This is a genomic window from Paenibacillus oryzisoli (assembly GCF_050467285.1).
Taxonomy (GTDB): domain Bacteria; phylum Bacillota; class Bacilli; order Paenibacillales; family NBRC-103111; genus Paenibacillus_E; species Paenibacillus_E oryzisoli_A.
Window position 1 is genome coordinate 600,830 of record NZ_JBCMUN010000006.1, and the last position, 12,109, is coordinate 612,938.

The 12,109-nt window shown below is 51.7% G+C and carries 14 protein-coding genes; 5 read left to right on the plus strand and 9 right to left on the minus strand.

Annotated elements, in window-relative coordinates; genetic code table 11:
* Positions 1–58: 58 nt before the first annotated feature.
* Positions 59–1,054 (minus strand): SGNH/GDSL hydrolase family protein, encoded by a 996-nt coding sequence (locus tag ABE504_RS11450; RefSeq protein WP_430088695.1) that lies wholly within the window; start codon positions 1,052–1,054, stop codon positions 59–61.
* Between ABE504_RS11450 and ABE504_RS11455 the strand changes: the two genes are divergently transcribed.
* Entirely contained in the window at positions 989–1,138 is a 150-nt protein-coding gene (locus tag ABE504_RS11455; RefSeq protein WP_430088710.1) for a hypothetical protein, read from the plus strand. The two genes, ABE504_RS11450 and ABE504_RS11455, sit on opposite strands and share 66 nt — an antisense overlap.
* A 177-nt stretch (positions 1,139–1,315) precedes the next feature.
* Here the strand turns inward: ABE504_RS11455 and ABE504_RS11460 are convergent, their stop codons facing one another.
* The 3 genes from ABE504_RS11460 to ABE504_RS11470 all read right to left on the minus strand — a co-directional run bounded on the left by ABE504_RS11460 (position 1,316) and on the right by ABE504_RS11470 (position 3,150).
* A complete protein-coding gene (locus ABE504_RS11460) occupies positions 1,316–1,891 on the minus strand; it encodes a hypothetical protein (protein WP_430088228.1) in 576 nt (191 codons plus the stop codon).
* 69 nt (positions 1,892–1,960) lie between these two features.
* Positions 1,961–2,764: a protein-glutamine gamma-glutamyltransferase gene (locus ABE504_RS11465; RefSeq protein WP_430088230.1), complete on the minus strand. Its 804-nt coding sequence runs from the start codon at positions 2,762–2,764 to the stop codon at positions 1,961–1,963.
* A 164-nt stretch (positions 2,765–2,928) separates the two neighbouring features.
* A complete protein-coding gene (locus ABE504_RS11470) occupies positions 2,929–3,150 on the minus strand; it encodes a small, acid-soluble spore protein, alpha/beta type (RefSeq protein ID WP_430088231.1) in 222 nt (73 codons plus the stop codon).
* A 229-nt stretch (positions 3,151–3,379) separates the two neighbouring features.
* Here ABE504_RS11470 and ABE504_RS11475 point away from each other — a divergent pair, with 229 nt between their 5' ends.
* The 3 genes from ABE504_RS11475 to ABE504_RS11485 are packed head-to-tail and all read left to right on the plus strand — an operon-like array spanning position 3,380 to position 7,093.
* Positions 3,380–4,864: a spore germination protein gene (locus ABE504_RS11475; protein WP_430088233.1), complete on the plus strand. Its 1,485-nt coding sequence runs from the start codon at positions 3,380–3,382 to the stop codon at positions 4,862–4,864.
* On the plus strand, positions 4,857–5,972 hold the full coding sequence (locus ABE504_RS11480) for a GerAB/ArcD/ProY family transporter (RefSeq protein WP_430088235.1): 1,116 nt from the start codon (positions 4,857–4,859) through the stop codon (positions 5,970–5,972). The genes ABE504_RS11475 and ABE504_RS11480 overlap by 8 nt, the downstream gene beginning before the upstream one ends.
* Positions 5,969–7,093, plus strand: coding sequence for a Ger(x)C family spore germination protein (locus ABE504_RS11485; RefSeq protein WP_430088237.1), 1,125 nt, complete (start codon positions 5,969–5,971; stop codon positions 7,091–7,093). The genes ABE504_RS11480 and ABE504_RS11485 overlap by 4 nt, the downstream gene beginning before the upstream one ends.
* Positions 7,094–7,123: 30 nt before the next feature.
* Here ABE504_RS11485 and ABE504_RS11490 read toward each other — a convergent pair whose 3' ends face one another.
* The 5 genes from ABE504_RS11490 to ABE504_RS11510 form a co-directional block, all read right to left on the minus strand.
* On the minus strand, positions 7,124–7,726 hold the full coding sequence (locus ABE504_RS11490; protein WP_430088239.1) for a response regulator transcription factor: 603 nt from the start codon (positions 7,724–7,726) through the stop codon (positions 7,124–7,126).
* 20 nt (positions 7,727–7,746) lie between these two features.
* A complete protein-coding gene (locus ABE504_RS11495) occupies positions 7,747–8,874 on the minus strand; it encodes a histidine kinase (RefSeq protein WP_430088241.1) in 1,128 nt (375 codons plus the stop codon).
* 3 nt (positions 8,875–8,877) lie between these two features.
* Positions 8,878–9,618 carry an ABC transporter permease gene (locus ABE504_RS11500; protein WP_430088243.1) on the minus strand — a complete coding sequence of 247 codons (741 nt, stop codon included), beginning with the start codon at positions 9,616–9,618 and terminating at the stop codon, positions 8,878–8,880.
* A 14-nt stretch (positions 9,619–9,632) separates the two neighbouring features.
* Entirely contained in the window at positions 9,633–10,517 is an 885-nt protein-coding gene (locus ABE504_RS11505) for an ABC transporter ATP-binding protein (RefSeq protein ID WP_430088245.1), read from the minus strand.
* Between the two features lie 129 nt (positions 10,518–10,646).
* The gene (locus tag ABE504_RS11510) at positions 10,647–11,147 is read right to left on the minus strand and encodes a hypothetical protein (protein WP_430088247.1); all 501 of its coding nucleotides are present in this window, start codon (positions 11,145–11,147) and stop codon (positions 10,647–10,649) included.
* 143 nt (positions 11,148–11,290) lie between these two features.
* On the opposite strand from ABE504_RS11510, the gene ABE504_RS11515 reads away from it, so the two are divergent.
* On the plus strand, positions 11,291–12,064 hold the full coding sequence (locus ABE504_RS11515; protein WP_430088249.1) for a sugar phosphate isomerase/epimerase family protein: 774 nt from the start codon (positions 11,291–11,293) through the stop codon (positions 12,062–12,064).
* Positions 12,065–12,109 lie beyond the last annotated feature (45 nt).

Consider the following 12,109-nt stretch of genomic DNA (forward strand, 5'->3'; position numbering starts at 1 on the left):
TCAGCCTTGCAGCTGCTTCAACGCAAGTGTTTCGCGAATATTCGCCGGTATCTAAAAGCTAGGCCAAATACGCCTGCAGCAGCGCGCGGAACGTCGGCTCCAGCGACTGGGCCATTCGCTGAAAGCCCAGATCTGTCGGATGCACGCCGTCGACCGTGCAGTCGCTGAAGTCTTCGCCGAGCAGCAGCGAGCCGTCGAAGAAGTGCAGGTGACGGTCGCCCGCCGATTGGAGACGTTGAGCGGTGTCTCGCTGAATGTCTCTCCGTACCTCGTGCAGGCGCAGCACCTGCGGATCAAACCGCTCCTTCGCGTAGCGGATTTTGGAGATAACCAGAATCGGCGTTTCCGGGTGGCGCTCGCGCAAAATGCCGATGAAGCCCGGCAGCGTGTCAGCCATCCCTTCGGGGGTGACGTTCGCTTCATAATCCAGTACGAACATGGCGGGATCAGCAATGTCCGCGATCGTTCGAGCAACCTCAGGCTCGCCCTTGCCGTTGCCGGAGAAGCCGAGGTTCACAAAAGTCATCGGCAGCATCCGGCTCAAAATGTTCGGGTACGCCATGCCCGGACGGGAGGCGCAGCCACCTTGCAGAATCGACGTGCCATACAGCACGACGGGCTTGTCGCTCGCGAGCGCCGGCGCTGCGCTCAGCGCGGCATCCGGCTCGAGGCCGATCCAGACCTCCTCGACGCCCTGATACAGCGGGAAATACAGGTTCACGCAAAACTCGCGCTTTTCGTCCCAGCTATAGAAGGAAGCTTCGTACGCATCTTTCGTATGGTCGAACCGTGCTGTCGTCCAGAACTGCTCCTCGCCCGGTTCTCCGAGATAGCAATCGAAGCCGCACTGTCCGGTTGCGGGCATGTGATACATATTGCCGGGGCCGGTCAATTTGACGCGGATGGACAGCTTCGCGGAGTTGGTGCGGAAGCGGATTTTTCCGCCGGCCGTACAGTTGGCCAAGCTATCGACGGCAGAAGGCAGTGGATGTGCGGGAGCAATCGGCAGCCGGCGGTACTTGCCTTCATCTGCGAGCCAGGCGAAGCCGTCAATCCGAAACGGTGCTTCGAGCGGCGAATGCCAGGCCAGGCCCTCGTCCTGTACATCTTCAATTTTCATGTTTCGATCAAGCTGTGAAGCTTGGATTGAATGCGATGGTTGTGTGATGGCGGTAACCTCCTCAGCAGGAATTTTTTCCTATAAAGCTAACGGTAGCCTGAGTCAGGTGAGGTGTCAATAGTGGGTTCTCGAATCATAATAACCAAAAGAACCCTCGACCCATGATTGGGCCGAGGGTTCTTTTGGTTGTTATGTTTAATGATGCTGCTGACCGTGATGATGAGTGCCTTGCTGTCCATGCGGCTGCGCATGCTGGTACCCATGGTGCTGGATGTGATGGCCATGATGGCCATGGTGGACGTGGTGCGGATAATGATGCGGGTGAACGGCGTGATGGTACAGATGCGGATAGTAGGGCAGGTGATGGGCAGGAATGTAAACGAGATGATGCATCGGATGATGAACGGCATGATGCATAGGGTGGTAACCATGCTGAACATGCGGATGATACGCATAGGGATGCGCAGGGTAGACGGCGTGAGCGGCAGTGCCCGGATCAGCGGCGGGTTGTGTGTACGCCGAAGGAAGTGTGCCCGTTCCTGCAGCTGCGGCCATGCCCGGCTGCGCGAAGATCGGCATGTTATCGCCGGTTACGATTGGCGGTTGTGCAGCCGGAAGCGGCATGGGGGTTACGACGGTCGGCGCTTGCTGCGCCGGAAGCTGCGCACCTGTCCAGACAGGTGCCGGCGAGGTCGTTTTGTGAGCCTCATTGCGGGTGTTGGAAGCGTACAGCGGAAGATTATCTTCGGTGAATGTCGGATAGTCAGTCATGTTGGTTCCCCTTTCGTTGCAAGCATAAGCCATCTTATGCACCGAGTAAAAAAGCGGGCACATGCGGAACTAAATTTTTTCCACATGCATCCAATCCCCGATTGTGGCGATGAGCGGCTGGTTGTACCCGCGTCTAGCCCATTGTGCAAAGTAGGCGAAATCGGGATGAACGAACCGATCCGTGAACGAAGCGGATATCGTGCTTTCCGGGAGGCGCTGCTTATTGAGAATTGTCATCACATCCTCTGCTGAAGCGACGCCCATCCCATAGCCATGCCCGAAAAAACGACCATTGTCGAGCATCACAACGTTCTCGCCTTTTGCCCAAGGAATGGTCGGATCATAGTCTGGGTTCTGGACGTAGAGGATATCGCCGGCGACGGCTTCTTGGATAGGGCGGCGGTCGATCAGTTGGAGGCGGCGATTGGCATTTTCGTCGAACAAGAATAGATCAGCGAACAGCGCCTCATAGTGACGCTCTTCGATTGTGTCCAGAATCCCTTTATGCAGCACGACGATTACTGCCATAGAGCATTCGAACGCATAGGCCGTCCCATTGGCAAAAATATCTTGAATGGCGTCATGCGACGATGCACCGCTTCGCAGCCTGAACTTCCCTTCTTTCGTCCGCTCCCAGTAGACCGGATTGCAGAAGGAATGCTGAAAATCGGCAAAATAAGCGCCGCTTCGGCTAAGGGCCCGCGCCGCCTCGACGATGTTCGACCGCAAGGTCAGCTCGAATAATAAAGTTTCCGCTGAATCGTAGTGATAGCGCAGCGGGCTATTCTGCTTCGTGTGAAAAATGGCGTGGGTTCTCTCCGTTAAGATCCCGGTCCCGAAAGCGATGTTGTTCGTACCTCCAACGACAATCATGTGCGTCTCCCCATTTGTGCAGGCTTTGCATGCGGTTATCTTTGCCTATTTTTATGAGGAGAGATGACGTTGTGTGCTTGCGAGCAAATAAAAAGACTGCAGGGCTTCTTAACGAAGCGTCTGCAGTCTTTTGGGTTTTGAATAGGTTTTTCTTGATCCGGTAATTAGAAGCGGCGAGCGCCTGCGGAACCGGACAGCTGTTGTTCAGCGATTTGAACCAGACGTTTTGTGATGTTGCCGCCGATGTAACCGGCTTCGCGCGTCGCAAGGTTACCGTTGTAGTCAGGGTTAAGCTGAATACCAAGTTCTTGTGCGACTTCAAACTTCATTTGATCAAGAGCTGCTTTTGCTTGTTGAACTACCAATGTGTTATTGTTGTTTGCCATGGAATGAAACACTCCTTTTCTGTGGTGTTTTAGTATCATGCGCAGCATTTTTAAATTTATGCAAGGCTGGTACGAAGTTACGGAAAATTTTTTTGACTACCTGAGCGCCGCCGTATATTTTACATATTCCGCTTGTTTCCAGGAAAATATATCTCTAACAAATTTATTGGCTAACTGGGTGAACCTTATGTTTTCTTTCTTTCAATTTTTTTTCAAATCGAGGCCGAAAGTGAGCCGCGCGGTCGCAGGTCAATCTGCTTCCTATTCGCTCGTTCCCGAGCTTAAGCAGATGCAGCAGCAATTGCAAACAGCCTTTCAGATGTTCCCGGATTTCGTCTCTCGGGAGCTGCCGACAGAGCCCACTATTGGCGTGTATTATTTAAGTAATTTGGTCAACGGCGACTTATTGCTGCAAGAACTGTTTCATCCTCTGCTGCAGGCGGTCGGTTCGATGACGCCTGAGCAGTTGGCAGCCTTGCTGCCGATCTGCGAGCAGTTGCCAGAACCAGATTGGGAAACGATGCAGAAGTATATATTGCGCGGTTGGACATATGTTCACCTTGATGGCTACCCTGTCGGCATCTTGGCCGACACGGCGAAAGTTCGCGAGCGGTCGCTGATGAAACCGGAGAATGAAAGCCAGATTTTAGGGCCTCAGCTGGGGTTCTCGGAAAACTTGCAAACGAATGTTGCGCTCATCCATCAGTATTTGCGACATCCCGATCTTTGTGAAATCAGCATGACACTGGGGAACATCACCCAGACGGATATCCGTCTGATCTATATCAGCAGCCGTGCAGACGCCGCTATCGTTAAGCATGTGCATGATAAATTGCAGGCGTTGGCGCTGGAAGCGTTGATCGATACGACGATACTCGTACAGTGGATGGAGGACAGCCCAGGCTCCATGTTTCCGCAAGTCGTGACAACGGAGCGCGTGGATCGGGCCATATTTCCGCTGCTTGAAGGTAAAATCGTCGTCGCGGTCGACGGCAGCCCTCATGTGATGGTTGCGCCTTCGACTTTCTTGGATTTTTTTAAGTCAATCGAAGATTATTACGCCAGATGGATCATCGGCCTGTTTCTTCGAGGGCTGCGAATTATTGCGATCGGCATTTCGTTCTATGCAACCGCCATTTATGTGGCGGCGCTTACGTATCATTATGAAATCATTCCGCAGGCGGTGCTCGTCCCTCTCGCCCAATCGCGCGCCAGAGTGCCGTTTCCTCCGCTTGTCGAGGCACTTATGCTGGAAACGATCATTCAACTGCTCAGCGAAGCTGGGGCGAGGCTTCCAACCAAGGTGGGGCAAACGATGGGCATTGTAGGCGCTATCGTAATCGGGCAAGCCGCGGTGCAAGCTGGGTTTACGAGCAATATTCTGATTATTCTCGTAGCTTTGAGCGCGTTGTCGTCATTTACGACACCGGTTTTGTCAATGGCTTTTACTGTGCGCATTATCCGCTTTCCGATCATTATTTCCGCCGGAATTTTAGGATTGTTTGGCATGGTATTCAGTACAACACTGCTCGTTATCCATCTGTTGCAGTTATCGAGCGCCGGGCACCCTTATTTTTATCCGCCGTACGCAATAAAAGCGAAGAATAAGCGGGATGGCATTCTGCGCATTCCGTTTCCAATGGCTCCAAAGCGGCCGGTATTTGCCAATATGGCAGAGAACCAAAAGAAGGGGAGTCCGGATATTGATGAATAAATCACGAACTCCCTTTCTGTATAGCAGCTTTCTGCTCATCTTTCTCATCCATGATGCTCAAGTGGGCGTTGGTCTTCCAGGTTTTCAAAGATTCGTGTTTAAGGATGCCGGACATGACGCTTGGCTTTCCGTACTGGCAGTGGGCATCGTCAATCAGATCGTTGTGTGGCTGATGATTCGAACGCTCATGAAATTTAAGGATAAAGACTTATATGACATTCATGTTATGGTTTATGGAAGAGTGCTGGGATACGCGATGAACTTTGTGTATATCGGGTATTTTGTGTTTGCCATGCTGGTAGAACTGCGAAATTATGTGGAAATGGTTCAGGTATGGTTGTTTCCGACGGCACCGCAATGGGTGCTATCGCTATTAATAAGCTGTGCGGTATTTTACGGGGTAAGAGGAGGTCTGCGGACTATCATAGGCGCGAGCTTTGTTTTCACCTGCATGACAGCCTGGCTGATCCTGCTGCTCTATTTTCCACTGCGATATTCGGAATGGAACCGTTTGCTGCCGCTGATGGAAGTGAATGGGGAGCAATTTGTCAAAGGGATGCAATCCACGGGCCTCGCGATGACTGGCTTTGAAATTCTCTATTTTATTTATGCCTATGCGAAGGAAAAAGCTAAAGTTCAGCTTTATACGCAATTAGGGCTAATGAGCGTTACGTTGGTTTATACATCCGTGATGCTGGTGTCCATCGTTTTTTTTAGCGGAGGAGAGCTGTTGAAAACGAATTGGGCTACGTTCACCATGTTGAAAGTGATTAAATTTCCTTTTCTAGAGCGGTTCGAGTTTATTGGCGTCAGTTTGTGGCTGATGGTGATTTTGCCGAACTTGCTGTTTTTTTGCTGGGCGGCTTCAAAAGGGTTAAAACGCATATTTGCCTGGCAGCAGCGATATTGGCTGTATCCCGTTATAGGCGTTGTGTTCGTGGCATCTTCGTTGATCGGTACCCGAATTCAGATCGTAATGCTTAACGACGTGTTTGCCAAGGGGTGCATCTACCTCGTCTATGCCTACCCCTTCGTTCTCTATGCGGCTGCCTGCGTTTACGTAAGGAAACAGAAAAGGACGTTGAATGCGGGTGAGGCGCGAACATGAAAAAAATGAATATGATTTTCTTTTTAATCCTGGTGATGTCATTGCCGTTGACTTTGAATCTGAAGAAGAATGTGCTTGAAGATTTGGGCATGACCATTGCCGCCGGTTACGATAATCTGGATGGCGAGAGCATTAAAGCGACGTACGTTTTGCATCAGATTGATCCGAACTCCAAAACTCCGGTCATGCGGCTAACGTCGGAAGCGATGACAAGCAAGGGCGCGCGGACTGCCGCGAACCGGAAATCGCATAAGAAAATTGTGTCGGGCCAATTGCGTGTTGCAATTTTTAACGAAAAGCTTGCCAAGAAGGGCATTCTGCCGCTCGTTGACACATTGTTTCGCGACGCGTCCATTTCCAGCACGCTTTATATGGCCATCAGCAAGGGAGATGTGGAAGAGGTACTGATGCATAAGTATCCGGAGATACCGGATGTCGGGGCATATATCGTGGAGAATATACATCAGAACATTATTCGCGAGCAGTTTATTTCAAGTACCCTACATGAATTTCTTTCGAATTTCTATTCACTTGAAGATCCAATGATCCCGCTCCTGGAGCGCAAGGGAGATGCGATCGAGCTCAAGGATGTGGCCGTTTTTCGAGGAGACCACATGGTTGGCACGGTGAATCCGGATGAAACTTTTTATATGAAAATGATCAGGGATCGGTATAAAGCGGGGAGTATTGAATTAACGCTCAATGTGGAAGATTTGGGGAAGATTGCTTCGCAGCTCAAGGAAAAGAAGGTGCGAATCGTGATCGAGAATATTAAAAGCGAAAGCAAGAAGAAGTTCGTCAGTCAACAGCCCCTGAAATTTCAGGTTGATATTCGCATGAAGGGCATGCTAACGGAGGTTTCAGCTCCGCTTGATCTTGGTAATGCCGAGGTGATTGCAGCGCTGGAACAGGCGATCAGTAAGAAAGCGGAAGCGGACGTGATGGAATTGCTGCACAAGCTGACTGCCTTGACATCAGACCCCATCGGTTTCGGTGAATTGATGCGCAGTCAAGTGTATCGCTCTCATTTGACAAGCGAATCGTGGCACGAGATGTACCCAAGCGCCTCCTATGACGTGCATTTCGATACGCGTATCGCGAGAGCGGGGCAGGTAGAATAAGAAGAAGCCGGGCTTCCTCTGCCTTTATCGTTATGAAAGCCAGCCGTTCTTCTCGGCGATCGCGATGGCGTCGATCCGGTTTTTGGCGTCCAGCTTTTGCAAAATTTCAGATACATAGTTGCGGATCGTCCCGCTGGACAAGAACAATATCTTGGCCATTTCGTTCGCGGACAACCCCTGCGCGATCAGCTTCAGAATTTCCTGCTCTTTGCTCGTGAGCGGATTTTCCGTATCCCAGAAGGTCAGCGCCAGCGCGGGAGATACGGCTCGGCCGCCTAGCTGAACGGTTCGCAGCGCCGCACTCAGCTCTTCAATCGGCGAGTCTTTCAACAGAAAACCGTGGACGCCGGTCCGCATAGCCCGTTGGAAGTAGCCGGAACGGGAAAAGGTCGTCAGAATGACAACTTTGCAGGCGAGGCCGTCGGTTTTCACTTTCTCTGCAACGTCCAGCCCCGTCATTTTCGGCATCTCAATGTCCAATAGACAAATATCCGGCAGTAAATCTTGAATGAGCTCCAAAGCCTGCTCGCCATTGTCCGCTTGTCCAACGACCTCAATATCGTCTTCCAGATCCAGCAGGGCGCTGAGAGCTCCCCGCAGCATACCCTGATCCTCGGCTATAATCACTCTCATGCTCGTCTCTCTCCTTAGAATTAAACTTGGGGATGCCGAATAATGCGCGGCACCCGAATAATCAGCCGAGTTCCTGCGCCTGTACCTGTATGAAAGGCCAATGTGCCGTCGATGAGTTCCAGCCGCTCTTTCATGCCGAGCAAGCCGCGCCCTGAGGAAGGAATGTGCGGAGACGCTTCTTTGCACGGGACGCCGTTGTCCGCAATGATCAGCGTCCAGTCACCTGGTTCCTCCTGCAGAGAGACGGTGCACAAACGGGCCCCGCTATGTTTCACAACGTTCGTCACCGCTTCTCTAAGACACATTCCAAAAATGTTGTGCACCATCGGCGGCGCCTGAAACTCATGAACATTCCCGTGTGTTTCAAACGCAATGCCCGCCGATTTTAAAATCGCGCTGGACCGAGCAATCTCTTCCCTGAGCGAAATCGCATTCATGCCGGAGATGAGCTCTCTGACCTGCTGCAGCGCCGCCCGCGACGTTGATTGAATATCGTTGACCTCTTGAATCGCGCGTTCAGGCGACTTCAGAATCAGCTTTTCGGCCAGCTCGCTCTTCAAGGTAATTAACGATAACGTATGCCCCAGGGTGTCGTGCAGGTCGCGCGAAATGCGCTGCCGCTCCTCAATCGTTGCAAGGCGTGTGATTTCATCATTGGCGAGAATCAGCTTTTCTTTCAGTTCGTTGGATCTGCGGCGCGCCCGCATGGCAAATGGAATGACAAACATAATGGCTAGGGAAGGGAACATATACCATGCCCCTTCGTCAAAATATTGTGTAAAGTCAAGCCAAACAACAAGGATCACCGACAAAAGCAGCCCTGAAAGCACGCTCCAAAATTGCCGCTTTGAAGGCAGCAAGGAGATTAACGGCACGGTATAAAAGAACATGCAGATCAAAAATGGATTACAGGTGATCGTCAAATAAGCGATGATCGGGAATAACCCAACAGTATAGAACCACCTCTGCTTCTCGTTTTTGAAGCCCAGCAGGATGAACGCAGCGAGGACGACAAGCAAAGCAAAGCCGAACCACATAAGTGCGGGCGGCTTTGAAATCAAATTCACAATCGGGAAAATCAGATAGAAAAACCAGGCGAACCACATGTGTTCAAACGGCTTTTTTTTGATGGAGTGCAGCGAGTTCATGCGTTAGACCGCTTTCTGCTTTTTTAAGATATAAGAAGATAATAGCACAAATACGATCAGATAGCCTGCAAGAATCAGCGTGCCTGTCAGGCTTGGACCAGCGCCGGCAACCAAATTCCATGCGCCTTGGCCAAAGCGATACGAAGGGGAATAGGATGCGATGTCTTGCATCATTTTCGGCATGGACTGAATCGGAAACCACAAACCGCCGACAATCGATGTGGCCATAAACACAATTTGCGCAACCACTTGCGTCACCTCGACGCTTTTCATCGTGCCGATCAGAATGCCTAGCGCCATAAAAGGCAAGGCCCCGAGCCAAATCCACAAGCCGCACGTCAGCCATTGGACAAAGGAGAGATCAACGCCCTTGACAACGCCCCCGACAATGAACATAAAAATGATGGTGACGAGATTGACGATGGCTTGCGACACGATTTTGGAAATGACATACGCACTGGAAGGAAGCGGCGTAATTTCAATCATGCGGATCCAGCCTTGCGTCCGTTCCTGAGCAAATTTGATCGACAGCGTATTCACACAGGCGCCGACGACCCCGAACACCGTCATCGACATCAGGTAATACGCTTTCCAGGCGACGCCGCCTACCTCGGTATTGTCGCCAATCGTTGAGGTGAAAATAAAGTAAAAGATCACCGGCATAATCATCGAGAAGACGAAAAACCGCTTATTTCGAAACGTTCGTAACAATTCAGCTTTGCACTGCGCAATCATGGCTCTCATCGTGGACATCTCCTTTACTGTTGCACCAGAAATTGAAAAGCATCTTCCAAGCCGCCGGTATGAATCTCAATATCTTTGATATCGAGCTGCCGCTGTACGATGGCGAAAATCACCTGGTCGGTATCCGGGCTAATGATTTTGACCCTGCGCCCGCTCCACGTGACATCCGTGATCGCCTCAATGCCAGCCAGCATCTCCGGGGTCAGTCCCGGCCCAGCTGTGAAATAAATGGTCTTCTGATTCGTGGATGCTTTAATTTCTGCTGCCGATCCGTCCGCGATCAGCTTGCCTTTATTGATGACGACGATGCGATCTGCGATGCTGTCGGCTTCTTCCAGATAATGCGTGGTCAAAATGATGGTGCGCCCTCGTGCGGCCATGCCGCGCACTGTCTCCCAGAAATGCTGCCGCGCCGTAATATCCATGCCGACCGTCGGCTCATCCAAAAAAAGAATGGAGGGATCGCCGGCTAACGCCAGGGCGAATCCCAGCCTGCGCTTTTGTCCGCCGGATAAGGCGGAGGCTCGTTTGTTCCTTTCCGCGTCCAGACCGGAAATCTCGACAAGCTTCTGCAAGGGCAGCGGCTTGGAATAATAGTGACGGAACAGGTCGATCGTCTCCAGTACTGTCAAGCCTTCAATGACATTCACATCTTGCAGCATGGCGCCGATCCGGTCGCGAACAGCCGTATCTCGCGGTTTGCCGCCTAGCAGGCGGATTGTCCCTTCGGTCGGTTCTTGAAGGCCTAGGATCATTGAGACCGTTGTCGTTTTGCCGGCGCCGTTCGGGCCGAGCAGCGCAACGACGCTGCCTTCCCCGATCGATAAGGACAGATCATCGACCGCTATTTTTCCTTTAAAAGCTTTGCTTACACGATCCAGGGTTATGATTGATTTCAACGCGTCCACCTCACATCGATTTGTCTGTTCTCATTTTATCGTGATTCGGTGTATCCAGGAATTCACGACTATCATCATTTTGAGATGACAAATGTCATAAACCGAGGTGAGGGATAGGCGCTGACAGATCTATTCGTCGTCTTTCTTGGCGATCTCGTCGACCTTCGCTTTCATCGCGGCGATGACCGTCCGGCGATAGCGGAACGCCAGCGCGAACACTTGGGCCTGCTGCTTGCGGCTAAGCTGCGCCAGCCGGGCATTATCCTCCCGCAGGAAGCTGCGGATGATCGACCAGGCAGCGGGGGTGAGCCGGCTGCGATCGATGACCGGAAACGCCTGCCGCGCCGAGCGGCTTCGCAGTCGGGTGAGCCAGCGCGACGCTTGCGCGGAGGACTTGCTTTCATCCACGAGGCAAGGCGCGGTTCGTTTTTTAGTATGCTTGCGCAAATAATCGTATCGTTCTTGTCCGAGAACTACAGTATACGTACCGTCTTTACGGTTCTTGCGAACGACAAGCAAATGCATGCAATCCCACATCAAGTGGCGAAGCTTTCGGATGTGCGAGGTCATGACAGAGGCGATTCCGGGTTTGATTTTATCCAGTTGAATATACTGTACGGTAAATCGCATAGGCATCCTCCTTCTCTAGCTTTCTATCAGTATATGGAACGAAGATTTTGTCCTAGACGCTATAATGTTCATGTCGCGATTTTGCAGTGGCTCTTCCTCCTGTTCCGTGATATATATGAAAGGACAGACTATCCGCGATTGGAGTGAGAAGATTGAAATTAGCCGTGCAATTGTATACGCTGCGTAACGATTTGAAAACCCCGCAAGACATTAGCGAAAGCCTGAAAAAGGTGAAGCAACTGGGCTATACCGCTGTACAAGCATCCGGTGTCGGACCGATCGATGTGCATGAATTTAGAGCGCTTGCAGACCGTGAAGGGCTGAACATTTGCGCAACGCATGTCGGATATAACGACTTGTTGAATAACATGGACGCCGTTATTGCCCAGCACAAAGCGTGGGATTGCAAGTATGTCGGGCTCGGCGGACTGCCGGTAGAGTTCCGTGACAGCCGCGAAGGCTATGCCGCGTTTGCGAAGCAAGCGACGGAATTCGGCCGTCAGCTGCAAGCGGCGGGGCTGAAATTCATCTATCACAACCATGATTTTGAGTTCGCCAAATATGAGGGAAAAACCGGGATGGACATTCTGTTCGAAGAGACAGATCCCGAAGCTGTGGATTTTGAGTTGGACGTGTACTGGGTGCAAGCCGGAGGCGCCGATCCGATCGCGTGGATCCGCAAGATGGACGGGCGCATGAAAGTGGTGCACTTCAAGGATATGATCGTGACGCCGGACCGCAAGCAGCGGTTTGCGGAGATTGGCGAAGGAAACATGAATTTCCGCGGTATTATTGAAGCTTGCTGGGAAATCGGTGTAGAATGGGCGGCTGTAGAGCAGGACGATTGCTATGACCGCAATCCGTTCGACAGCATCGCCATTTCGCTGCGCAACTTGCAGGCGCTGGGCTTGAATTAAACATGGGATGCTCTCGGGCGGCGTTCTTGCCAGCTTGGGAGCATT

What these genes read in the sequence shown, in the direction of transcription:
- ABE504_RS11485 (WP_430088237.1), top strand. Translation starts at nt 5,969, where the DNA reads ATGAAAAAAATGAATATGATTTTCTTTTTAATCCTGGTGATGTCATTG.
- ABE504_RS11480 (WP_430088235.1), top strand. Translation starts at nt 4,857, where the DNA reads ATGAATAAATCACGAACTCCCTTTCTGTATAGCAGCTTTCTGCTCATC.
- ABE504_RS11490 (WP_430088239.1), bottom strand. Translation starts at nt 7,726, where the DNA reads ATGAGAGTGATTATAGCCGAGGATCAGGGTATGCTGCGGGGAGCTCTC.
- ABE504_RS11470 (WP_430088231.1), bottom strand. Translation starts at nt 3,150, where the DNA reads ATGGCAAACAACAATAACACATTGGTAGTTCAACAAGCAAAAGCAGCT.
- ABE504_RS11460 (WP_430088228.1), bottom strand. Translation starts at nt 1,891, where the DNA reads ATGACTGACTATCCGACATTCACCGAAGATAATCTTCCGCTGTACGCT.
- ABE504_RS11465 (WP_430088230.1), bottom strand. Translation starts at nt 2,764, where the DNA reads ATGATTGTCGTTGGAGGTACGAACAACATCGCTTTCGGGACCGGGATC.
- ABE504_RS11500 (WP_430088243.1), bottom strand. Translation starts at nt 9,618, where the DNA reads ATGAGAGCCATGATTGCGCAGTGCAAAGCTGAATTGTTACGAACGTTT.
- ABE504_RS11510 (WP_430088247.1), bottom strand. Translation starts at nt 11,147, where the DNA reads ATGCGATTTACCGTACAGTATATTCAACTGGATAAAATCAAACCCGGA.
- ABE504_RS11455 (WP_430088710.1), top strand. Translation starts at nt 989, where the DNA reads ATGTGCGGGAGCAATCGGCAGCCGGCGGTACTTGCCTTCATCTGCGAG.
- ABE504_RS11495 (WP_430088241.1), bottom strand. Translation starts at nt 8,874, where the DNA reads ATGAACTCGCTGCACTCCATCAAAAAAAAGCCGTTTGAACACATGTGG.